At 41.6% G+C, this 23,774-nt stretch carries 18 protein-coding genes and 1 riboswitch; of the genes, 17 read left to right on the plus strand and 1 reads right to left on the minus strand.

Going from position 1 to position 23,774, the window contains the following annotated elements; genetic code table 11:
* Window positions 1-52 precede the first annotated feature (52 nt).
* The 3 genes from HMPREF2697_RS03185 (at window position 53) to HMPREF2697_RS03195 (ending at window position 2,868) form a co-directional block, all read left to right on the plus strand.
* Window positions 53-574, plus strand: coding sequence for a hypothetical protein (locus HMPREF2697_RS03185; RefSeq protein WP_257375236.1), 522 nt, complete (start codon window positions 53-55; stop codon window positions 572-574).
* Between the two features lie 35 nt (window positions 575-609).
* Window positions 610-1,410: an alpha/beta fold hydrolase gene (locus HMPREF2697_RS03190; RefSeq protein ID WP_070849598.1), complete on the plus strand. Its 801-nt coding sequence runs from the start codon at window positions 610-612 to the stop codon at window positions 1,408-1,410.
* Window positions 1,411-1,551: 141 nt separating this feature from the next.
* Window positions 1,552-2,868: an FAD-containing oxidoreductase gene (locus HMPREF2697_RS03195; RefSeq protein ID WP_070849601.1), complete on the plus strand. Its 1,317-nt coding sequence runs from the start codon at window positions 1,552-1,554 to the stop codon at window positions 2,866-2,868.
* Between the two features lie 264 nt (window positions 2,869-3,132).
* On the opposite strand, the gene HMPREF2697_RS03200 is transcribed toward HMPREF2697_RS03195, so the two are convergent.
* Window positions 3,133-3,696 carry a nucleotidyltransferase family protein gene (locus tag HMPREF2697_RS03200; protein ID WP_049527830.1) on the minus strand — a complete coding sequence of 188 codons (564 nt, stop codon included), beginning with the start codon at window positions 3,694-3,696 and terminating at the stop codon, window positions 3,133-3,135.
* Between the two features lie 262 nt (window positions 3,697-3,958).
* Between HMPREF2697_RS03200 and mvk the strand changes: the two genes are divergently transcribed.
* From mvk to HMPREF2697_RS03270, 14 genes are all read left to right on the plus strand, one after another.
* A complete protein-coding gene (gene mvk / locus HMPREF2697_RS03205; RefSeq protein ID WP_070849603.1) occupies window positions 3,959-4,837 on the plus strand; it encodes a mevalonate kinase in 879 nt (292 codons plus the stop codon).
* Window positions 4,819-5,763 carry a diphosphomevalonate decarboxylase gene (gene mvaD, locus HMPREF2697_RS03210; protein WP_070849605.1) on the plus strand — a complete coding sequence of 315 codons (945 nt, stop codon included), beginning with the start codon at window positions 4,819-4,821 and terminating at the stop codon, window positions 5,761-5,763. Before mvk ends, mvaD begins: the two co-directional genes overlap by 19 nt.
* Window positions 5,756-6,751, plus strand: coding sequence for a phosphomevalonate kinase (locus HMPREF2697_RS03215; RefSeq protein ID WP_070849607.1), 996 nt, complete (start codon window positions 5,756-5,758; stop codon window positions 6,749-6,751). The genes mvaD and HMPREF2697_RS03215 overlap by 8 nt, the downstream gene beginning before the upstream one ends.
* 49 nt (window positions 6,752-6,800) lie before the next feature.
* A complete protein-coding gene (gene fni / locus HMPREF2697_RS03220) occupies window positions 6,801-7,805 on the plus strand; it encodes a type 2 isopentenyl-diphosphate Delta-isomerase (protein WP_070849609.1) in 1,005 nt (334 codons plus the stop codon).
* Between the two features lie 399 nt (window positions 7,806-8,204).
* A riboswitch (M-box (ykoK) riboswitch) is annotated at window positions 8,205-8,358 on the plus strand.
* A gap of 226 nt (window positions 8,359-8,584) precedes the next feature.
* Window positions 8,585-11,245: a magnesium-translocating P-type ATPase gene (gene mgtA / locus HMPREF2697_RS03225; protein ID WP_070849611.1), complete on the plus strand. Its 2,661-nt coding sequence runs from the start codon at window positions 8,585-8,587 to the stop codon at window positions 11,243-11,245.
* A 286-nt stretch (window positions 11,246-11,531) separates the two neighbouring features.
* On the plus strand, window positions 11,532-12,914 hold the full coding sequence (gene glmU / locus HMPREF2697_RS03230; RefSeq protein ID WP_070849613.1) for a bifunctional UDP-N-acetylglucosamine diphosphorylase/glucosamine-1-phosphate N-acetyltransferase GlmU: 1,383 nt from the start codon (window positions 11,532-11,534) through the stop codon (window positions 12,912-12,914).
* Window positions 12,915-12,993: 79 nt separating this feature from the next.
* Entirely contained in the window at window positions 12,994-13,542 is a 549-nt protein-coding gene (locus HMPREF2697_RS03235) for an NUDIX domain-containing protein (RefSeq protein WP_045768981.1), read from the plus strand.
* A gap of 3 nt (window positions 13,543-13,545) precedes the next feature.
* The gene (gene macP / locus HMPREF2697_RS03240) at window positions 13,546-13,806 is read left to right on the plus strand and encodes a cell wall synthase accessory phosphoprotein MacP (RefSeq protein WP_013990959.1); all 261 of its coding nucleotides are present in this window, start codon (window positions 13,546-13,548) and stop codon (window positions 13,804-13,806) included.
* A 66-nt stretch (window positions 13,807-13,872) separates the two neighbouring features.
* Window positions 13,873-14,565 (plus strand): 5'-methylthioadenosine/adenosylhomocysteine nucleosidase, encoded by a 693-nt coding sequence (locus tag HMPREF2697_RS03245; RefSeq protein ID WP_004182967.1) that lies wholly within the window; start codon window positions 13,873-13,875, stop codon window positions 14,563-14,565.
* Between the two features lie 392 nt (window positions 14,566-14,957).
* Entirely contained in the window at window positions 14,958-17,984 is a 3,027-nt protein-coding gene (locus HMPREF2697_RS03250; protein ID WP_004182966.1) for a Spy0128 family protein, read from the plus strand.
* Window positions 17,985-18,114: 130 nt separating this feature from the next.
* Window positions 18,115-19,113, plus strand: a complete 999-nt coding sequence (locus HMPREF2697_RS03255) for an LTA glycolipid anchor biosynthesis glycosyltransferase, IagA/BgsA family (protein WP_070849616.1) — start codon at window positions 18,115-18,117, stop codon at window positions 19,111-19,113.
* Window positions 19,114-20,436, plus strand: a complete 1,323-nt coding sequence (locus tag HMPREF2697_RS03260) for a glycosyltransferase family 4 protein (RefSeq protein WP_070849618.1) — start codon at window positions 19,114-19,116, stop codon at window positions 20,434-20,436.
* Between the two features lie 400 nt (window positions 20,437-20,836).
* A complete protein-coding gene (gene thrS / locus HMPREF2697_RS03265) occupies window positions 20,837-22,783 on the plus strand; it encodes a threonine--tRNA ligase (protein WP_004182963.1) in 1,947 nt (648 codons plus the stop codon).
* Window positions 22,784-22,832: 49 nt separating this feature from the next.
* Window positions 22,833-23,771: an alpha/beta fold hydrolase gene (locus tag HMPREF2697_RS03270; RefSeq protein WP_070849621.1), complete on the plus strand. Its 939-nt coding sequence runs from the start codon at window positions 22,833-22,835 to the stop codon at window positions 23,769-23,771.
* The last annotated feature ends 3 nt before the right edge of the window (window positions 23,772-23,774 follow it).

The following is a 23,774-nucleotide window of genomic DNA, read 5'->3' on the forward strand; positions in this document are numbered from 1 at the left end:
ATTTACCTTGTCTACTTAAGAGGTATCATATCATAGGGGGTGACTCCTTTTTTTGCAGTCTGAGCAAGAAGTGAACCATTTTTTGCGAGTTGATGGGCGAGTTCTCGCAAAGCCTGAAACTGTTGGATTTTTTCTAATTTTGCTCTTATTTTATGATATAATGAGTACCTATAATGCTTTTTATTCTTGCTTGCCATTAGGAGGTTTTATCGTGTCCAACCATATTCGTGTGATTACAGCAATTGTTTTCTCTCAACTTCTCGTTCTTTATTTTGGTTTTCGTATGGATGTCTCTTTGAACGGACTGCTAACTACAGTAGCTGTGGCATCCCTGGTTGAGATTATTTATCATGTGAAGCTTGTTCGTAAGATAGGAGCCAATATTTCTTTTGAAACTTTTTGGAAAAACTGTGACCAACTTTTTAGAAAAAATGCTGTGCTGTTGGCTATTTTACTTTGTGACCTGCTTATTTTTAAAGGTGGGGATTTCATGGCCTTCATTCTTTGGCAAGTTACCTTTGTTGTCTTGGTAAGTATTATCATCATGGCATCAAATAATGCATCGGACGCATGATAATACATAAATCTTGCAATGAAAGAGAGTAGATAATGTTTAGTATTCACAGAAATCATTTGTCAGACCAGGGCGTTGACTATGTCACTTTTGGTCGAGGAGATAAGGTTCTCGTTATCATTACGGGATTAAGTTTGCAAGGCTTAAGTGATATGTCTGACTTTGCCATTTACTCGCTATTTTATCGATACGCTAAGGAGTATAAGGTCTATATTTTTGATAGAAAGGACCATATCGAAGAAGGTATTTCAATTGAGAATATGGCTGATGACCTCTACCATTCTTTACAAGAATTACATATTGCTAAGGCCTCTATCATAGGCATGTCACAAGGTGGTATGATTGCTCAGCTGTTTGCTATTAAGTATCCTCAAAAGTTGACTAGTCTGGTGTTAGCTCTGACATTATCTCGAAATAATGATATCAGTAGAGATACCATCGAAGGCTGGATTGAGATGGCTAAAAATGGTGAGATGGCTAAGCTCAATAAGGATTCAATGTGTAAAACATTTTCGTCTCCTATGTTAAAGAAATTATATGTGATTAATAAACTATTTTTGAAGACTGTGAGTGTTGAAAAACAAGAACGATTTGTCCGTTTAGCCAAGTCAATTCTTGAGTTTGATTGCCAAAAGTCCCTTGATAAAATCACCTGCCCGACTCTTGTCCTGGGAGCTAAAAAAGATTTGGTTTTGGGAGTGGTTGGTGCAAGGGAACTTGCAAATAGCATTCCAAATGCTTCCTATTATGAATTTGGCAAACTGGGGCACGCAGCCTTTATTGAAAGTAAGCAATTTAATAAAATTATATTAGAATTTCTGCGAGAAAGCACTTAGGCAGTGGACTTAGGGATATCTATTAAAAACAACTGAGAAAGGGATTACAATAAAAGCTGTAGCCTCTTTTTATTTCCAGTTCAAATATGTGCAGTCTGAAAAATTAAATGATAGAATGGCGATAGATAGGAGGATACAGAAATGTTAAACTATGATTTGATTGTTATCGGTTTCGGTAAAGCCGGTAAAACTCTGGCTGCTAAGATGAATGCAGCTGGTAAGAAAGTTGCTGTCATCGAGCGCAGTAAAGCGATGTATGGTGGTACTTGCATTAATATTGCTTGTATCCCAACTAAGACTATGATTGTTGCGGCTGAGAAGGGCTGGTCATTTGACGATACCATGAAAGAACGTGGTGCAGTGACTGGTCGTCTTAATGCTAAGAATTATAAAATGTTGGCAGACAATGGCGTTGATGTCATTGATGCAGAGGCACATTTTGTTTCAAATAAGGTTATTGAAGTAGTGGCTGGTGATGATCGCCAAGAGCTAACAGCTGAGACTATTGTCATCAACACAGGTGCCGTGTCTAATGTCTTGCCTATTCCTGGCTTGACAACAACTGAGCATGTCTACGATTCAACTGGTATTCAAACGCTTGAAGCCTTACCAAAACGTTTGGGTGTCCTAGGTGGTGGTAATATCGGTCTTGAATTTGCTGGCCTTTATAACCGTTTGGGAAGCCAAGTGACTGTCTTGGATGCAGCGACTAGCTTCTTGCCACGTGTGGAGCCATCTATTGCTAAGTTGGCCAAGGAATACATGGAAGAGGACGGCATTGTCTTTGAGCAAGGTGTTAAAACTTCCGAAGTGAAAAATGACGGTGATGAAGTTGTCGTTGTTACTGACAAAGGCGAGTTCCGTTTTGATGCACTCCTCTATGCGACAGGACGCAAGCCTAATATCGAACCTCTTCACTTGGAAAATACTGATATTGCCTTGACTGAGCGAGGTGGTATCCAGGTCAATAAACATTTGGAAACAAGTGTTCCTGGTGTCTTTGCAGTGGGTGATGTTAATGGCGGCCTTCAATTTACCTACATCTCACTAGATGATTTCCGTATTGTCTTTAATTACCTAACTGGTGATGGCAGCTATAACCTTGAAACACGTGGAGCTGTTCCAACTGCTATGTTCCTCAACCCACCTTTGGCTCAAGTTGGTCTTACTGAAGACCAAGCCAGAGCAGCAGGTGGACCGGTTGCTGTCAAGGAACTTCCAGTTGCTGGTATGCCTCGTGGTCATGTTAACGGTGATTTGCGTGGTGCCTTCAAAGCTGTGGTAAATCCTGAAACTAAGGAAATCTTGGGTGTAACCCTCTTTGGTCAAGAATCTCATGAAATTATCAATCTAATTACCCTAGCAATGAATCATCACATTCCATACACAGATTTGGCTAAACAAATCTTTACTCACCCAACTATGGCTGAAAACCTAAACGATTTGTTTGCGATTTAAAATGAAAAGAGCCGAGAGGCTCTTTTTTTATGTAGAAGAGAAATTTTTTTAAGACTTTCCTTAGGTGAGTACGGTCGTCAGCGACCTTCTTCGAAGTTCCAAGACTAATTTTTGAGCCCCTTCACTTTTTTATTTTTAGGCTCAGGCTAAAACAGTTCCCCGAACTGTTTTACTCTCAAAAATTCCGAGTGCCTGAAACTACTTCAGGCACTTTTCCCACAGCGGAAAGTCTTGTAAAAAATAAATCTCAAGTCATAGGATAATCTATTTGATAAATTCTATAGAAATGTTTGGCCATATTGTATTCCAATTTTTCTTTTTTACTCTCTCGTTATAGACCGTTTGTCGTTCTTTATCTGAAAAGTAATGCGGTGTGGGTGATACTCTGAAGTTAATCAAATCGTCTGTTCCAAAAGGAATAAATACCTCTAGTTCCTGATAGTCATTTAGTCTAGCAGCTATGGCAGTACATTTTTCGGGAAATTTTGAAACAGCATCTGTAGAGCTGATATACTTTTCAGTATTAGGACTATGTATATTCATATAATACTGATTTTTTATTTCCCAATTGTATTCAGGATGTCTTCTCTTTATTTGATTCTCTATTTCAAGAGTTTGTTCATATGATATATTTTTATCAAAGAAAATGACATCGATATCAGATAAATTGATATTTGAAAATGTATTTCCGGTACTTAAGTAGTCCCAAATATAATTGCGTATAGTTCCAGCACAAAGCCAACAGTCATTTAGTTGGAAAGAGTGAATAATCTTTAATAGTGCCATTAGTTCGGAGTTCTGTTTAATTAGTTTTTCGACATTAATCATTTTAAAACCTCATTGGTATTGTACTAGTTTAAGATAGAAATATCAAAATAAGATCATATCTCTAATGCAAAGCGACACTCTAGGTTAGATGTCGCTTTTTTTGCGCTTTGATGATAAGATAGAAGTGACATAGGAAAATTCCTTAGATTGGTGCTCTTAATCCACTCAGGGAGGTTGATAGACCTTGAGTCACCACTAGATACTGTATGAAAAACATAGAAAGATACTCGTATGCCAATTGGTCTGTGAGTGTGTATAGCTTATGACTAAGAAAGTAGGAGTGGGCAAGGCCCACAGTAAGATTATTTTGATGGGGGAGCACTCGGTTGTTTATGGTCATCCTGCCCTTGCTCTTCCTCTTAAGGATATTGAGGTTGTCTGTCAGATTCAGGCGGCTGAGATTCCTTTAACTCTTAAGGCTCAAGATCCCTTGACGACGGCTATTTTTTCAGCTCTTAACTATCTGAAAATCAAGAATCAGCCTATCAGTTATGATATTTCGTCTAGTGTCCCTGAAAAGCGTGGTATGGGGTCGTCTGCTGCAGTGGCCATTGCGGCTATTCGTGCGGTCTTTGATTATTTCGACCAGGAGCTTAGCCAGGAGACCTTGGAAATGCTGGTCCATCAGGCGGAGACTATTGCCCATAGTAAACCTAGCGGCTTAGATGCCAAGACCTGCTTGAGTGACCAAGCCATTAGCTTTACGCGAAACATTGGTTTCAAGGAAATCGAGGTCAATTTAGGTGCCTATCTGGTCATTGCTGATACGGGCATCCATGGAAATACCCGTGAAGCCGTGGAAAAGGTTGAGGCTATCGGACTAGATGCTTTATCAGACCTGAACCGACTGGGCGAATTAAGTCAGCAGGCAGAAGGAGCCCTCAAAGCCAAGAATCAAAAGCTTCTTGGTCAGCTCATGTCTCGAGCCCATAATCACCTTAAATCTTTAGGGGTGTCTTGTGACTTGTCGGACCTTCTAGTAGCAACTGCTCTGGAGCATGGTGCACTGGGTGCCAAGATGTCAGGCGGAGGACTGGGTGGCTGCATTATTGCCCTAACAAGTACCAAGGATCAAGCCCAAACGATTGCTAAAAAACTTCAAGAAAAAGGAGCCGTAAACACGTGGATAGAAAGCCTGTAAGCGTCAAATCGTACGCAAATATTGCTATTGTCAAATACTGGGGTAAGGCGGATGCGGAGCGTATGATTCCTTCAACCAGCAGCATTTCACTGACTTTGGAGAATATGTATACGGAAACCAAGTTGTCTTTTCTGCCTGAGGATGCGACTGGAGATGTCATGTATATCGATGACGAGCTCCAAGGGGAAAAAGAAACAATCAAGGCCAGCAAGGTTTTAGATCTCTTCCGTACCAATCCCAACCAACATGTCAAGATTGAAACTTGGAACAACATGCCGACAGCTGCAGGTTTATCATCAAGTTCCTCAGGTCTTTCTGCCCTAGTTAAGGCGGCTAACGAACTCTTCCAAGTCGGAAAAACGCAGTCTGAATTAGCTCAAATTGCCAAGTTTGCCTCAGGCTCATCATCACGTTCTTTCTTTGGACCATTGGCAGCTTGGGACAAGGATAGCGGTGAGGTTTACCAAGTTGAAACAGACCTCAAATTGGCCATGATTATGCTGGTTTTGACAGATCAAAAGAAACCCGTATCAAGCCGTGATGGCATGAAGTTGTGTACCGAAACATCGACATCCTTCCCAGAGTGGATTAAACAGTCCGAACAGGATTACAAGGATATGTTAGGCTACCTCAAGGCTAATGATTTCCAAGCGGTCGGTGAGCTTACTGAAGCCAATGCCCTTCGTATGCACCAAACCACAAGTACGGCTAACCCTCCATTTTCATACCTCACTGAAGCCTCATACCAGGCAATGGACAAGGTTAAGGCCCTCCGTGCCTCTGGTGAGCAGTGTTATTTCACAATGGATGCAGGACCAAATGTTAAGGTGCTTTGTCTGGAAGAAGACCTGGACCGCCTAGCTGACCATTTCCGTAAGGACTATCAGGTCATTGTTTCACGCACCAAGGAGTTGCCAGATGCCTAAGCAGTCGGTCAGTCGAGGCAGGGTAAAAACTGGCGGAAAACTCTACATTGCTGGAGAATATTCGGTTCTAACACCTGGGCAGACAGCCCTAATCCAGTTCATCCCTATCTTTATGTCAGCAGAACTTAAGGAAGCACCAAGCACTCAGCTATCTTCTGATATGTTTGACTATAGTGTTAGCCGTGAGCCAGACGCAAATTATGCCCTCATTCAAGAGGCCTTGAATACTTTTGAAGCCTATTGTGGTGAGGATTTGCCCGCTCTGGACCTTTCCATCACAGGAAAATTAGAACGAGATGGGGTTAAGTTTGGTATTGGCTCATCTGGTTCAGTTGTGGTATTGACCCTCAAGGCCTTGGCAGCAGCTCTGCAGAAAGACTTATCCAAAGACATTCTCTTTAAATTAGCTAGTTACACCCTCCTCAAACAAGGAGACAACGGTTCTATGGGGGACCTAGCTTGTATCGTATACGAGGATCTGGTTTCCTATCGCTCTTTTGACCGTGCAAAAATAGCAGAGCTTATAGACCAAATGACTCTATCAGAACTTTTGGAGAAAGAATGGGGCTATCGTATCAGACCTGTAGTGCCAGCTCTCAAAGCTCATTTTTTGGTGGGGTGGACCAAGCAAGCTGCTATCTCAAAAGACATGGTTAGGATGGCCAAATCTCGTATATCAAGCAAGTATCTAGGTGAAACCGAAGTTGCTGTTCAAGCTGTCATCAAGGCTCTGGAAACAGGAGATAAGAACTTGCTTAAGAGCAACCTTCAAACTGTCAGTGACCAGTTGGAATCACTGAGTCCAGATATTTATGTGGACAAGCTGAAAAAACTCAAAGAAGCAGAGCAAGGACTCGATGCCATTGCTAAATCCTCTGGAGCTGGAGGTGGCGACTGTGGTATCGCCTTTTCCTTTGACCAATCTAGCCGAGATGCTCTAGTTGAGCGTTGGCAGCAGGTAGGAATAGAGCTCTTGTATGAGGTATAGGAATCAGCTTAGTAGATAATAATCACGCAAGAAAGTAAAGAAATAACCTATGACAAATCGTAAAGACGATCACATCCGTTATGCCCTTAAGTACCAGTCGCCCTACAATAGTTTTGACGATATGGAACTTATCCACAAGTCTCTACCAACTTATGATTTAGATCAGATTGACTTGTCCACACATTTTGCAGGACGAGATTGGAACTTTCCCTTTTATATCAATGCCATAACAGGTGGTTCGGCCAAAGGTGGTGCAGTCAATCGTAAATTGGCTGAGGTGGCTAGTCGAACAGGTATTCTCATGGTGACGGGTTCCTACAGTGCTGCTCTAAAGGGAGAAGCGCCAGAATCTTTTGACTATCGTCAAGAGTTTCCAAACTTAGACCTAGCGACTAATATCGGTGTGGATAAGTCTGTGGACCTGGGGATTAAGACGGTGGAAGCTATGAATCCAGTCTTTTTACAGCTCCATGTTAACCTTATGCAGGAGCTTCTCATGCCTGAGGGAGAGCGTATTTTCCACACTTGGAAGGAAAATGTGGCGGCTTATGCACAGAACATAGAGGTTCCTCTTGTGCTTAAGGAGGTCGGCTTTGGTATGGATGTGGAAACCATTCGTTATGCCATGTCTCAAGGCATCAAGACTGTGGATATCTCAGGTCGTGGTGGGACTAGCTTCGCCTATATTGAAAATAGTCGAGGCGGTAACCGTGATTACCTCAATGACTGGGGACAAAGCACTGTTCAGACCCTCTTGCAAGCCCAAGACCTTCGTGATAATGTGGAAATCCTAGCCTCAGGTGGCGTGCGAAACCCACTCGATATGGTCAAATGCCTGGTTCTAGGAGCAAAAGGCGTTGGGCTCTCACGCACTGTCCTTGAATTGGTGGAACGTTACCCTGTGGATAAGGTTGTGGCTATTGTCAATGGCTGGAAGGATGACCTTCGTCTTATCATGTGTGCCCTCGATTGTCGGACTATTGATGAGCTCAAATCTGTAGATTACATCTTACATGGTAAGCTGCAAGGGACATATATCAAGCAAGGAAAGTAGGAAAGAGCCAAGAGCTCTTTTTTTAATTTCCAAAGATGGTAAAACAATTTCTCTAGGCGATGATATTATGGAGACATCATCTTAACACCTGTCAAAGAAAAATAATTGTATTCTTGATTTGCCTTGCTTCTAGCGAGCAAAGCGAGCACTTAACGAGACTTTCCGCTGTGAGAAAAGTTCTAGAAATACTTGGATTTCTAGAACTCGGAATTTTTGAGACCTTAGGCTCAAAAATTAGTCATGGAGCTTCGAAGAAGTTCGCTGACGTCCGCACTCACTTCAGGAAAGTCTCAAAAAATATTATTTTACAAAAAAGAGCGTAACCTCTTTTTTATTATCCAATCAAGCAAAAAGTCAACTTTCCCCTTGACAAGTCACTGTCTTAGGAGTAAGATTTTCAGTGACATACGGTAGGTGAGGCTACCACAAGGATACGGATGACTACCGCAAAGCAGTGGAGACACTACTCGTTGGTCAACAGTCCTGATCGCCAAGGTCAAGACTAAGCTCATTTCATCGCCTTGCGGAGCTAAAGCTTGAACGGTCCATTTTTTGACAGAATCTATTAAAAAATCCACCTCGAGTTTATAGAGTCTTACCTGTATATGGGTAGGACTCTTTTCATTTGTCTGAGGTCCACCCACCATTAGTAAATTGAAAGGAGAAACCTATGAGACTAATCGACGATCACCCCGAACCGCACCTAACCAGTCAATCGCTGATTTAGTGTCTTAGGGACTCCATAAGTGATTGGCTCCTGATTAAATAAGGAGATTCCAATGTCAACAAATAAAGAAAGACTTATTGCTGCTCTTCAAGAGCCACTTGAAACAACCCTTACTCGCTACAATACTCATTTGGATGGCTTGAAGGAAGACCAAGTAGAAGAAAACCGTGACCTTTATGGGGAAAATGTCATTACCAAAGGACAAGAGGATTCTATCATCAAAAAGATTTATGAATCTATCATCAACCCCTTTACTGTTATTCTCTTAGTTATCGCTCTGGTTTCCTTTATCACCAATGTCTGGCTTGCTAAACCAGGTGAAGAAGACCCAACGACTTCTATCATCATTGTCGCTCTAGTTTTGATATCTGGCGGTATCCGTTTCATTCAAGAACTTCGTAGTGACAAGGCTGCTAGCAATTTGTCTCGCATGATTGTCAATACAGCAACAGTACTTCGAGATGGCAGTGAGCAAGAAATCCCAATCGATGAAATTGTGGTTGGAGATGTGGTCAAACTGAGTGCGGGAGATATGATTCCTGCGGATGTGGTCTTGTTAGACTCTCGTGATTTCTTTGTTCAACAGTCTGGCTTGACAGGTGAGAGCGATGCAGTGGAAAAGGCTTGTTTGGCTAAGGCGGATGGTCAAAATCTAGAGAGTTTACTTGAGAGTGAGAGCCTTGCTTTCATGGGAACTAATGTTATCTCTGGCCGTGCAACAGCCTTGGTTTTAGTTGTTGGTGATGACACCATGATGGGAGCTATCGAGCAGACCATCAATACTTATGACGAACCAACTTCATTTGAACGTGAGATGAACTCCATTTCTTGGCTCTTGATTCGACTCATGTTGGTCATGGTTCCTGTTGTTTTTGTGATTAACGGTTTAACAGATGGGGACTGGCTTGAAGCCGGCGTCTTTGCCCTTAGTGTGGGAGTCGGTTTGACCCCAGAAATGTTGCCGATGATTATCACAGCTAGTCTTGCCAAGGGTTCTATTATTATGGCCAAGGAAAAGGTGGTCATCAAAAAACTTAATGCTATTCAAGACCTAGGGGCTATCGACATTCTTTGTACGGATAAGACAGGAACACTGACTCAGGATGAAATCGTTCTTGAGTACCCTCTTGATATCCATGGAGACCTTGACCTATCAGTGCTTCGGAGAGCCTATCTTAACTCTTATTTCCAAACTGGCTTGAAAAATCTTATGGACCGGGCCATTATTAGCCGAACAGAAAGAGAAGCTAAGAAACACGAGATCGTTCGTGACCTTGACCAAACCTTCCACAAGATTGATGAACTCCCTTTTGATTTTGAACGCCGTCGCATGAGTGTCATTGTTAAAGACAATGATGGTTTTGTCAGCATGGTGACAAAAGGTGCCCTTGAAGAAATGCTCTCTGTTTCTAACTATGTGGAATACAAGGGTGACATTATCCCATTGACCGACGATGTTCGTGAGGAAGTTCTCGCGGAAGTCGCACAGTTGAATGAACAAGGTCTGCGCGTTCTCGGTGTCAGCTACAAATCAGAGCTTAATGAAAATGATGTCTTTAGTGTTGAAGATGAAAGTGACATGATTTTGACGGGATATCTTGCCTTTCTTGACCCACCAAAACCATCAGCAGCACCTGCTATCAAGGCTTTGGCAGAGTATGGTGTGACCACAAAGATTTTGACTGGAGACAATGATAAGGTGACACAGGCTGTCTGTGAAAAAGTTGGTCTAGATGTGACGCACATCCTACTTGGAAGTGATATTGATACCATGTCAGATCAAGATTTGGCTAAGGCTGTGGAAACGACAACAGTTTTTGCTAAGTTATCCCCAGACCAAAAGGCTCGAATTATCCTAAGCCTTAAGGAAAATGGCCACAAGGTAGGTTATATGGGTGATGGTATCAACGATGCCCCATCAATGAAGGTGTCAGATGTGGGTATCTCTGTGGATACAGCTGTTGATATTGCCAAAGAAACTGCAGATGTTATCTTGCTTGATAAGGATCTAATGGTCTTGGAAAAAGGTCTTGTTGAAGGACGTAAAGTCTATGCCAATATGACCAAGTATATCAAGATGACCGTTTCTTCAAATTTCGGTAATATCTTTTCTCTCCTCTTTGCCAGCATCTTCTTACCATTCCTACCAATGGCACCTGTGCATTTGATTGTCCTTAATCTTGTCTATGATATTTCTTGTATCGCTCTTCCATTTGACAATGTGGACAAGGAATTTCTTAAAGAGCCACATATCTGGGAAGCCAAATCTATCATGCGTTTCATGGCTTGGTTTGGACCTATTTCGTCTGTATTTGATATTTTGACTTACATCTTGCTCTACTTCATCATTGTGCCAATGATTTTGGGGCATGGCTATGTTCATGGTTCACCAGAAGCAGCAGCCTTTATCATCATTTTCCAAACAGGTTGGTTTATCGAATCTATGTGGTCTCAAACCATGGTTATCCACATGTTACGTTCACCAAAACTACCATTTATTCAAAGCCACCCAGCACTATCTGTTGTTGTGACAACCCTATTTGCTGCTGTCTTTGTAACCTCTCTTCCCTACAGTCCATTGGCTAGTCTCTTAAAACTTAGCCATCTAAATGGTCTCTATTTCATTCTCTTGTTTGTTATTATCGTTTTGTATATGCTTAGTGTTACCTTTGTGAAGCATATCTATATTAAGAAATATAAAGAATGGTTATAGGATAACTATCCTTAGAAAAAAAGAGCGTCAGCTCTTTTTTCATTACCTTTCATTCTGCCAAAACCTTTTCATTTATGGTATAATAGGGCGATTATAGATAATCAGAGGCCCTAAAAAACGTCAGTTATGAGGACATGTTTTCTAAGAAATGAGAGACTATGTTTTCAAGGCCCCTTTCTTTCATAGGCTATCCCAGTGGGAGGTGGAGGCTCTGAGATTTGGGGCTCAAGGCTAGGACCGCCACGAAGGAAACCATCACAAAAAAATCTTAAGAAGGAAAAAGAAAATGAGTAATTACGCTATTATCCTTGCTGCGGGTAAAGGAACTCGCATGAAATCAGATCTTCCAAAAGTTTTGCACAAGGTTTCAGGCATCACTATGCTTGAGCATGTCTTCCGTGCAGTTTCAGCCATTGATCCAGCTAAAAACGTTACTGTTATTGGTCACAAGGCTGAACTTGTTCGTGAGGTTTTGGATGGTCAATCTGCCTTCACTATGCAAACTGAGCAGTTGGGGACTGGTCACGCAGTAATGATGGCTGAAGATGAGTTGGCTGGACTTGAAGGTCAAACGCTTGTTATTGCTGGTGACACGCCTTTGATTACTGGTGAAAGTCTTAAAAACCTTATTGATTTCCACGTTAATCACAAAAATGTTGCCACTATCTTGACTGCAACTGCGGACAATCCATTTGGTTATGGTCGTATCATCCGTAACGAAAATGGTGAAGTGACTAAGATTGTTGAGCAAAAAGATGCCAACGAGTTTGAACAACAGGTCAAAGAAATCAATACAGGGACTTACGTTTTTGACAATAAACGTCTCTTTGAAGCACTTAAAAATATCAACACTAACAACGCTCAAGGGGAATACTATTTGACTGATGTTATTTCTATTTTCCGTGAGAATGGTGAAAAAGTAGGTGCCTTTACTCTTCGTGACTTTGAAGAAAGTCTTGGAGTTAATGACCGTGTTGCCCTAGCTACAGCAGAAGATGTTATGCGTCGTCGTATCAACAAAGCTCACATGGTCAATGGTGTTACTTTCCAAAATCCAAAGGCTACTTATATCGACGTTGATGTGGAAATTGAGCCAGATGTTGTGGTTGAGGCTAATGTAACCCTTAAAGGCAAAACTAAGATTGGTGCAGAGTCAGTGCTTACTAATGGTACTTATATTGTTGATTCAACTATCGGTGCCAAAACGGTTATCACTAACTCTATGATTGAACACTCAGTGGTTGAAGAAGGTGTTACCGTTGGTCCATTTGCCCATGTTCGTCCAGATTCAACCCTCAAAAAAGAGGTTCATATCGGTAATTTCGTTGAGGTTAAGGGGTCTACTATCGGTGAAAATACCAAAGCTGGTCACTTGACCTACATTGGTAATGCGGAAGTTGGTTCTGACGTTAACTTTGGTGCCGGAACAATTACTGTAAACTATGATGGACAACACAAGTTCAAGACACAAATTGCCAACAATGTCTTTATCGGAAGCAATTCAACCTTGATTGCACCGCTTGAAATTGGGGCTAACGCCCTCACAGCGGCTGGTTCAACCATCACAGATGATGTGCCAGCTGACAGCGTAGCCATTGGACGTGGCCGTCAGGTCAATAAAGAAGGCTATGCCATTAAGAAACCTCACCACCCAAGCCAACAAAAGTAAGCTTAAGGCTATCTGAGCTAGATTCTCTTGTAGAGTAGGGGTAGCTTAGAATGAGGTCAGAAGTAAAAGGAGTCAATTCATGGATTTTGAAGAAAAAACACTCAAACGTGAGTCAAAATTTAAGGGACATATTTTTGAAGTTGCAGTAGACGAAGTCCTCTTACCAGACGGTAAGACAGCTGGTCGTGAGCTCATCTTCCACAAGGGAGCAGTAGCCGTTTTAGCGATTACCCCAGAGGGAAAAATCATTATCGTCAAACAATACCGTAAGGCTATTGAGGCGGTTTCTTACGAGATTCCTGCGGGTAAGTTGGAAGTCGGTGAAGCTGGCGATGAAATGGCTGCAGCAGCGCGTGAACTTGAAGAGGAGACTCAATATAAGGGTGATCTCGAATTGATTTATGAATTTTACACAGCCATTGGCTTTTGTAATGAGAGAATCAAGCTCTATGTAGCGACTAACCTTAAACCTGTGGAAAATCCACGTCCACTTGATGATGATGAGTTCCTTGAACTCTATGAATTGACCTATGAGGAGTGTATGGAACTTGTAGCTTCAGGGGCTATCCAGGATGCCAAAACCATCATTGCACTCCAATACTATGCACTTCATTTCGGAGGAAAATAAGCTATGGGAAAACCACTTTTGACCGACGATATCATTGAGCAGGCCAAGCGTGGGGAAATCGATTTAGAGGAACATCCTTATTATGAGGACTATGATCAAGAGTTCTACGATGAGGATTATGAGGCTGATTACCAGCCTTCTGCCTACAAGAGCCGTCGAATTGAGAATGCTAAACGCAATCAATTTCAACACAAGCTTAATCGCATCCTCTTTTGGGTTGTGGTCCTCTTGATTCTTCTCTTCATTGCTGTCTTTTATTTCTAAAAAGTCTATGAGTCAGATAGCCCTAGCTACTGATTCAGGAAAGATTACAAGCTGAAAAGGAACTATATGAAAATCGGAATTATCGCTGCCATGGAGCAGGAGTTAGTGCTTCTAGTGGAGCAATTGGAAAATAAGGTTGAAGAAACTGTTCTTGGCAATACCTACTACACAGGACGCTTAGGCAAACACGACGTCGTTTTGGTGCAATCAGGTGTTGGTAAGGTTATGTCAGCCATGTCTGTGGCTGTCTTGGCAGACCATTTTGGTGTTGATGCCCTCATTAACACTGGTTCTGCAGGAGCAGTAGCACCTGGACTTAAAATTGGAGATGTGGTTGTGGCTTCAAAATTAGCCTATCACGATGTTGATTTGACAGCCTTTGGCTATGATTATGGGCAAATGTCTATGCAGCCACTCTACTTTGAAAGTGACTCTACCTTCGTAGAGACTTTCGAGAAGGTCTTGGCTCAGGCTTCCATTGATTCTAAGATTGGGCTAATCGCTACGGGTGATAGCTTCATTGCGGGTCAAGACAAGATTGATGCTATTAAGGGGCATTTTCCAGAAGTCTTGGCTGTAGAGATGGAGGGAGCAGCTATTGCTCAAGCCGCACACAGTGTTAAAAAGCCTTTCATCGTTGTACGTGCCATGAGTGATACAGCGGCTCATGATGCTAACATTACCTTTGATGAATTCATTATTCAGGCGGGGAAACAATCAGCTGCTATTCTAGTAGAGTTTCTCAAAGAGCTTGACTAAAATACTTTAAATGAGTGTTTATGCTCATTTTCCTAATTAACTTAAATAAGACTGCTATTCATTTAAGAATGGCAGTTTTTTTCTGCTTTTAGATAAGATAATCTTCTCATTTTTCTAAGAGAAAATCTGAATTTTAGCATTTTTCAGACGGAACTTGAATTAAAATTATGGCAATAAAATGAGAAATAAAAACAATATTAAAAGAGAGGTCCCGAAAGAAAGACTATAATATAAGGGTTTACAAAATTCACTATCTATTGATATCTTAGAAAGCTTTACAAAACATCCAAATAGGTAAATAATTTTCTTGCAAAATTCTGAAAATAGTGTATAATCCAAAATGAAAAGGGTTACAAAAATGTTAAGATTTGTAATAATGGGAGGATAGAATCATGAATAACCGATTCGGTGATTCGAGGCAACGTTTCTCCATTCGTAAGTTTACGGTGGGCGTTGCATCGGTCTTACTTTCGTTTGCAGTTTTTGGTGTGAGTACCGCCAAAGCAGAGCAAGCTGAGGAGCCTAAAGGGCAACCAGCGACGAGTGTACTTGAGGAAGCTAGCGAGTCTGATGGTGGGGGCCAAAGGACAAGCACTAGTGTCTCAAGTCATGAAGCGACAGTTGAACCTACCGTTCATGCAGAAAGTATCAGTGCTATTTCAGTGACTGCTGTTACTAGTGAAGCTGCGGTTCAAGAGCAAACAGTTGCAAGCTCTGAACAAACGAGTACATCACAAGATAAGACTAGTGAGGGGCTCAGTGAGACACCTGTAGCCGTTAATGAGACACGTGAAGCTAGTGCTCTTGCAGAAGCAAAGAATAGTAGCACAACGTCTTTTGATAATTTTGGACTTAAGATTACCAACTCGAGCAATCCCGTCTCAGCGGATGTCAAGGTGACAAAGATAGGAACTGAAATCCATATTCAAAATCCTGATGTGGAAATGGAATTTCCAAATGGTAATAACAAGTACGCGACTAACAAGGTTGTTTATCACAATATTCCTTTTCCTGATGATATAGCTATTAATTCAGGTGATAAGGTCATTCTTACTATACCAAGTGCATTACAGTTTAGGACGGGTTATAGTGTTAATGTTTACAATCCTAATAACGAAGTTGTAGGGATTGCTCAGGTTGATCCCAAGACAAACAAAATTGAAACCACATTTAATCGTTATTTTGAAGATTATCCTATCGGGAAATTTATGAATTTAGAGTTAGATACTCTCTTTTCAGAGGCTCTCGAAGGTGGGGAACATTTACACCTTGATTTTGATGGCCATGTTATAGATGTTACAGTTGGGAAAGCTAATCCTATCCCAGAAGATGAAATTATTTCTAAGTGGGGTAGTCAAGATAAGAATGATCCTACTTTGATTAATTGGGGGATGCGTGTTAATTATGCTAGGCGTGTTTTAAATAACCTTCAATTGATTGATACCTGGTCTGATAACCAAAAATTTGTGGATGGATCTCTACAGCTTCGCTATATTGATTCAGCAGATCCTTGGATTGACAAGGGATCTGCTATGGAGTTAATCAAGAGTTTTTCTCACGACGATACTAAATTCGAACTTAATCTTAATCAGCTAGACCGTATGGTTTATATTTGGTATCAAACACGATTAGGAAAGCTAACATCTAATCAGAATAATACTACGAATAAAGTTAACCTATACACGAATGCTGAGACAAAAAATTATGATTATGAAGTACGTTTAGTTGGAGGTCGTGGAAATGCAGGTGGTGAACAACAAACGTATTTCAATCTTGAACTTGAGAAGGACTTGGCGGGCAGAAACCTCAAGGACAAAGAATTTACCTTCAAATTGGTTGATGTGACTGATAGTGCCAATCCTGTTGAGTTAGGGGAAACCACTAATGATGCCAAGGGTAAAATCGTTTTTTCAGATCTCTCACTCAGTAAGCCAGGCATCTATCGTTATCGTGTGACAGAGGTTCCAGGTAATGACGAAGATGTGGTCTATGACAAACTAGAAGCCAATATCACCATTCAGGTTGTTCGTGAAACTGTAGATAACCAAGTTAAATTGGTTGCTAAGGTTGCCTATCCAGAAGACATTATCTTTAACAATAAATTGGTAACACCAGCCAAGGCCAAAATTGCATTTGGTAAGGAATTGACCAAGGCAGGCGTTAAACAAGATCTAAAAGCAGATCAATTCCAATTTGTTCTCAAAGACCGTTTTGGAAAAGTCCTTGAAACTGTTGGTAATACGGCTGATGGTCAGGTTGCCTTTAGTGAGTTAACCTTTAACAAGGTAGGTACTTACAACTACACTGTTGAAGAGCTTACAGGTAAGGATGACTCAATTGTTTATGACAGCATGAAAGCTGCTGTTTCTATCACGGTAACACGTGATGGCGATGCTCTTGTTTCAACCGTGGTTAATCCTAAAGACACTATCTTTAACAACAAGTTTGTGACTCCAGCTAAGGCCACTATTCAGTTCAGTAAGGAATTGACTAAGGCAGGTGTCAACCAAACTTTGACTGCTAATGAGTTCCAATTTGTTCTCAAAGATAGTGCCGGTCATATTGTTGAAACAGTTGGTAATACAGCTGATGGTCGTGTTGCGTTTAGTGAACTTCACTTTGATAAGGCAGGAACCTACACTTACACTGTTGAAGAAGTTAAGGGAACTAACGAAGATATCATCTATGATGGTATGAAAGCAACTGTCTGGATTACAGTGACACGAGATGGTGATGCTTTGGTATCAACAGTCGCTAATCCAAAAGACACTGTTTTCAATAACTATGTTAAAGACGTGCAACCAGCCAAGGCTAAATTCGAATTGACCAAGGTTCTTACAGGTCGCAACCTCAAAGATGGTGAGTTCAGTTTCGTCCTCAAGGACGACAAGGGTAATGTTATCCAAACAGTGACTAATAATGCACAAGGAAACATTAGCTTTGGAAATATTGTCTACGACAAACCAGGTGTTTACTACTACACTGTTGAAGAAGTCAAGGGCAATGAAGCCGACGTGGTTTATGATAACATGGTGGCTAAATTCCAGGTGACCGTTACTAAGACTGTAGGTGAAAAGGGAAATCTGCTTGTAGCAGCCGTTCTCCTTCCTTTGGATACAGAATTTAACAATAGTTACATTCCTCCAAAACCTCCTACACCGCCAACACCACCAACTCCACCGACACCATCAAGTGTCCCACCTAAACCACCAGTGGTTCCGCCAACACCACCAACTCCGCCTACTCCACCGGTGACTCCAAAACCAGCTAAGCCAGTTCAATCCTCTGAGAAATCAGGACCTCAACTTCCAGAGACTGGTCAAGCTAACGATACTGCCTTGCTTGCCCTTGGTGTGGCAACAGAAGTGGCAGCAGTCATGGGTGTAGCATATAGCCATCGTCGCCGTAAAGACGTTTAAGATGATGACCTAAAAGATCGAGTATTCTCGATCTTTTTTAGTATTTGGCCGCCTATCTCATTAAATGAGAAATCAAGATAAAGCCAACTGCAAGATGAAATTTCTACTAAATTAAGCTATAATGAAGAGTATGAAAGTTCTACTTTATCTTGAAGGAAAATCGGTTCTTGAAAAATCAGGAATCGGACGGGCTCTCCACCATCAGATGCATGCCTTGGACTTGGCGGGGATTCCCTATACAACGGACATCTTGGGTGATTATGATGTCGTTCATATTAATACTTATGGGCCACGCAGCTTGATGTTGTTGCATGCTGCAAAACGCCGTGGCAAGAAGGTCATCATGCATGGTCATTCGACACGTGAGGACTTTGAGAATTCATTCATCGGTTCTAACCTTTTTGCCCCCCTTTTTGGGAAATATTTGGCCCACATGTATCAAAAGGCCGATTACGTGATTACACCATCTGAGTATTCCCAAAAATTGATTCAGTCTTACGGAGTTACCACACCAATCATTGCTGTTTCAAATGGGATTGATTTGAAAAAATACGGTAAGGATCCACGTAAGGAAGAAGTTTTCCGAGACTACTTTGGTATCAAGGAAGGACAGCCAGTGGTTATTTGTGCGGGTCTTTATTTCCAACGCAAGGGAATTGAAGATTTCGTCAAGGTTGCTGAAAAGATGCCTCATGTTCGTTTCATTTGGCTAGGTAGTATCAGCAAATGGCTAATTCCTAAGAAGATTCGAGACATTGTCAATGGTAAGCATCCTGATAATGTCAGCTTCCCAGGTTATTTCAAGGGAGCCGTCTTCCAGGGAGCTATGAGTGGTGCTAATGCTTTCTTTTTTCCATCTTACGAGGAAACTGAAGGAATTGTGGTGCTAGAAGCCTTTGCCAGTCACCAGCATGTGGTTTTACGTGATATTCCTGTTTATGAAGGCTGGGTTGATGACAAATCGGCCTCATTTGGGCACAACGTGGACGAATTTGTAGTAGCCTTGCAAGATATTATCGATGGTAAAGTGGACAAACGTGAAGAAGGCTATAAGGTTGCAGAAAGTCGCTCGATTGATGATGTCGCCCAAAAGCTTGTTGAAGCCTACAAAGAAGTATTGGAGATTTAAATGCGTATCGGATTGTTTACAGATACCTATTTTCCACAGGTATCAGGTGTTGCGACCAGTATTCGCACGCTGAAGACGCAGTTGGAAAAAATGGGACATACAGTCTTTATCTTTACCACGACTGATAGAGATGTTGACCGCTATGAAGACTGGCAGATTGTCCGTATTCCTAGTGTGCCTTTCTTTGCTTTTAAGGATCGCCGTGTAGCTTATCGTGGCTTTTCCAAGGCACTAGAGATTGCCAAACAATATAAGCTTGATATTATTCATACGCAGACAGAGTTTTCATTAGGTCTGCTAGGGATTGCCATTGCACGCGAACTTAGGATTCCTGTTGTGCATACCTACCATACTCAGTATGAAGACTATGTCCGCTATATTGCCAAAGGTATGGTTATCCGTCCAAGTATGGTTAAGTACATTGTTCGTGGCTTTATGAGCGATTTGGATGGAGTCATCTGTCCGAGTGAGATTGTTTATGATCTTTTGCTCAAGTACAAGGTTGCAGCTGAAAAACGTGTCATTCCAACTGGGATTGAACTTGAAAAATTCCAACGTCCAGAGATTACTGAAGATGATGTGGCGGACTTGAGAACTAAGCTTGGTATCGCCTCTGATGAGACCATGTTGTTGAGCCTCTCTCGTGTGTCCTATGAGAAAAACATCCAGGCTGTGCTGGCTGCTCTCCCTTCTGTTTTGGAGGAAGACGACAAGGTGCGTTTGGTTGTGGCTGGTGACGGTCCTTACCTACCAGATCTTAAGTCTCAGGCCAAAAAACTTGGTATTCAGGACAAGGTGGTTTTTGCAGGTATGATTGCGCCTAGTGAGACAGCACTTTATTATAAGGCTGCTGATTTCTTTATTTCGGCATCAACCAGTGAGACTCAAGGATTGACCTATCTGGAAGCCTTGGCTAGCGGTACTCCGATTATTGCTCATGGAAATCCTTATTTGGATAATGTGATTACAGACCAGATGTTTGGAACGCTTTATTATCATGATAATGATTTAGCCGGGGCCATTTTGGAAGCAGCCATTGCAACGCCAGAAAAAGACGAGACTAAGTGGGCCGATAAGCTTTATGAAATTTCTGCGGAAAACTTCGGAAAACGTGTCTATGAGTATTACCTGGACCTTACGATTTCTAAGGATTTCCACAATGATTTGAATGGTGAAGATAGTACCATGAAACGCTTGACGCGTATGGTAACTTATTTGCCAACTAAGGCTATTACCTTGCCTGTTAATGGCTCTGTTCGTATCCTCAAAGGATCAGCCAAACAGGTCAAGAAAATCAGAAATATCACGAAACTATTGGATTAGGAAAGCTACCAGATTTTTCTAGTCAGATAAAATCTTAGAATTGATTAATAAAAGAGATAATTAGCTTGAAAAATTACAGTTTCATGCTATAATAACGCATAGAGACATATCAGTCATGGGAAATCTTTCAGAGAGCGTGTGGTGCTGGAAATCACGCAGAGGACATGATTGGGACTACTCGATTAACTTTTTATGCAAACATAAAACGGTGGCTACGTTAGAGCCAATCAGAGGTGTAGGACAGACTCGTTTTTTGTCGTACATGAACTAAGGTGGAACCACGTTGCGACGTCCTTTTGAGGATGTCGCTTTTTTATATTTAAGATAGTAAAACGTTTCTGTTCCTGATTTCAAGAGCACCTCGATAATATTCATGCTAACAATAATAAAGGAGAATACGATGATTAACATTACTTTCCCAGATGGCGCTGTTCGTGAATTCGAATCTGGCGTTACAACTTTTGAAATTGCACAATCTATCAGCAACTCTTTGGCTAAGAAAGCTCTTGCTGGTAAATTTAACGGCAAATTGATTGACACAACTCGTGCTATCACTGAAGATGGAAGTATCGAAATCGTGACACCTGATCACGAAGATGCTCTTCCAATCTTGCGTCACTCAGCAGCTCACTTGTTTGCCCAAGCAGCTCGTCGCCTTTTCCCAGATATTCATTTGGGTGTTGGTCCAGCTATCGAAGATGGTTTCTACTACGATACTGACAATGAAGCTGGTCAAATTTCTAACGAAGACCTCTCTCGTATCGAAGAAGAAATGAAGAAAATCGTTAAGGAAAACTTCCCATCAATCCGTGAAGAAGTGACAAAAGACGAAGCGCGTGAAATCTTCAAAAACGATCCATATAAATTGGAATTGATTGAAGAACATTCAGAAGATGAAGGTGGTTTGACTATCTACCGTCAAGGTGAGTATGTTGACCTTTGCCGTGGCCCACACGTGCCATCAACTGGTCGTATCCAAGTCTTCCACCTTTTGAATGTTGCAGGTGCTTACTGGCGTGGAAATAGCGATAATGCTATGATGCAACGTATCTATGGTACAGCTTGGTTCGATAAAAAAGATCTCAAGGCTTACCTTAAACGTCTTGAAGAAGCTAAAGAACGTGACCACCGTAAACTTGGTAAAGAACTTGATTTGTTCATGATTTCTCAAGAGGTTGGTCAAGGTCTTCCATTCTGGTTGCCAAACGGTGCGACAATCCGTCGTGTCTTGGAACGCTACATCGTGGACAAGGAAGTAGCAGCAGGCTACCAACACGTATACACTCCACCAATTGCCTCAGTTGAGCTATACAAAACTTCAGGTCACTGGGATCACTACCGTGAAGATATGTTCCCAACAATGGATATGGGAGATGGTGAAGCCTTTGTCCTTCGTCCAATGAACTGTCCTCACCACATCGAAGTTTACAAACACCATGTGCACTCTTACCGCGAATTGCCTATCCGTATCGCTGAAATTGGTATGATGCACCGTTATGAAAAATCTGGTGCCCTTACAGGACTTCAACGTGTGCGTGAAATGTCACTTAATGACGGTCATACTTTCGTAACACCTGAACAAATCAAAGATGAGTTCCAACGTACGCTTCAATTGATTATCGACGTTTACGAAGATTTCAACTTGACTGACTATCGTTTCCGTTTGTCATACCGTGACCCTAAAGATACTCACAAATACTTTGACAATGACGAAATGTGGGAAAATGCTCAAAGCATGTTGAAATCAGCCATGGATGATATGGAACTCGACTACTTTGAAGCAGAAGGTGAAGCTGCCTTCTACGGTCCAAAACTTGATATCCAAGTGAAGACTGCCCTTGGTAATGAAGAAACACTTTCTACTATCCAATTGGACTTCTTGCTTCCAGAACGCTTTGACCTTAAATACATCGGAGCTGATGGGGAAGAACACCGTCCAGTTATGATTCACCGTGGTGTTATCTCAACAATGGAACGCTTTACAGCTATCCTTATTGAAAACTATAAAGGAGCCTTCCCAACTTGGTTGGCACCTCAACAAGTGACTGTTATCCCAGTTTCAAATGAAGCCCACACAGATTACGCTTGGGAAGTTGCTAAACAACTTCGTGACCGTGGTATCCGTGTTGAAGTGGATGAACGTAACGAGAAAATGCAATACAAGATTCGTGCGTCTCAAACACAAAAAATCCCTTACCAATTGATTGTTGGTGATAAGGAAATGGAAGACGGAACTGTTAACGTTCGTCGTTATGGACAAAAACAAACACACACTGAAGCTGTGTCAGAATTTGTAGAAAATATCCTTGCTGATATTGCTCGCAAATCACGCCCAGATGCCGAATAAATCAGAAAGTCGGTTAGCTAAGCTAGCTGACTTTTTAGTAGGATAAACTATGCATGTTTTTAGGAAAAGACTTTTATTTCTGCTGGGAGCAGTTCTAGTCTTGTTACTGGCTAGCTTTACTTACCATAGATTGGCCTTGCAAAGAGAGAAGGTTTCTCTCAAACCTATGGGGCAAATGGTGTCTGTCAATGGCCATGACATGAGCATTTTTGTAAAGGGGGAGGGGGCACAAATTCTAGTTTTTCTATCTGGTGCTGGAACGGCCTCTCCCATTCTAGATTTTAAAGACTTGTATGATGGGCTTTCGAAGCAGTATAAGATAGTCGTTGTTGAAAGGGTTGGCTATGGTTACAGTGAGGACACATCTAAGTCCCGAGATGTTTATGAGGTTCTTTCAGAGACACGACAAGCCCTAGCCAAGACCCATGTATCAGGTCCTTACATTATCCTTTCTCATTCCATGGCCTCCTTAGAGACACTTCTGTGGCAGGAAAAATACCCTAGTGAAGTGAAAGCTATCATTGGTTTAGATTGGGCACTACCAGAAAGTTACGCTCATTTAAAAATGCACCCTCAGATCTTACGTATGGCTCGTTGGGGAAGTCAATTAGGCCTATTAAGGTATTTACCGAGTCGCTTATATGTGCCTAATGACAATCTCAGTAGTAGTGACCGCCGCCTCTATCAACAGATAGCCTATCGTCAAATTTTGTCAAAGGCTATGTTAAATGAGAGCCTGTCTGTTAAGGAAAATGCGAAAAAGGTTACTTCTAGCCTTGATTCACAAATTCCAACCTTACTGATGGTCTCTAATGGTGAGGGTACTGGTTTTAGCCAGGAGGACTGGCGGCATTATGCGACTAGCTTTGCAAAGGACCAGAAAAATATTGAAGTGACTTTTTATGATTCTCCGCATTATCTTTATCACTATCAGACCAAAAAGGTGGCCGAGAAGATAGAGGAGTTCATCAAAGAGACGACTGATTAAATT

It is taken from the genome of Streptococcus sp. HMSC064D12 (genome assembly GCF_001837205.1).
Taxonomy (GTDB): domain Bacteria; phylum Bacillota; class Bacilli; order Lactobacillales; family Streptococcaceae; genus Streptococcus; species Streptococcus salivarius_D.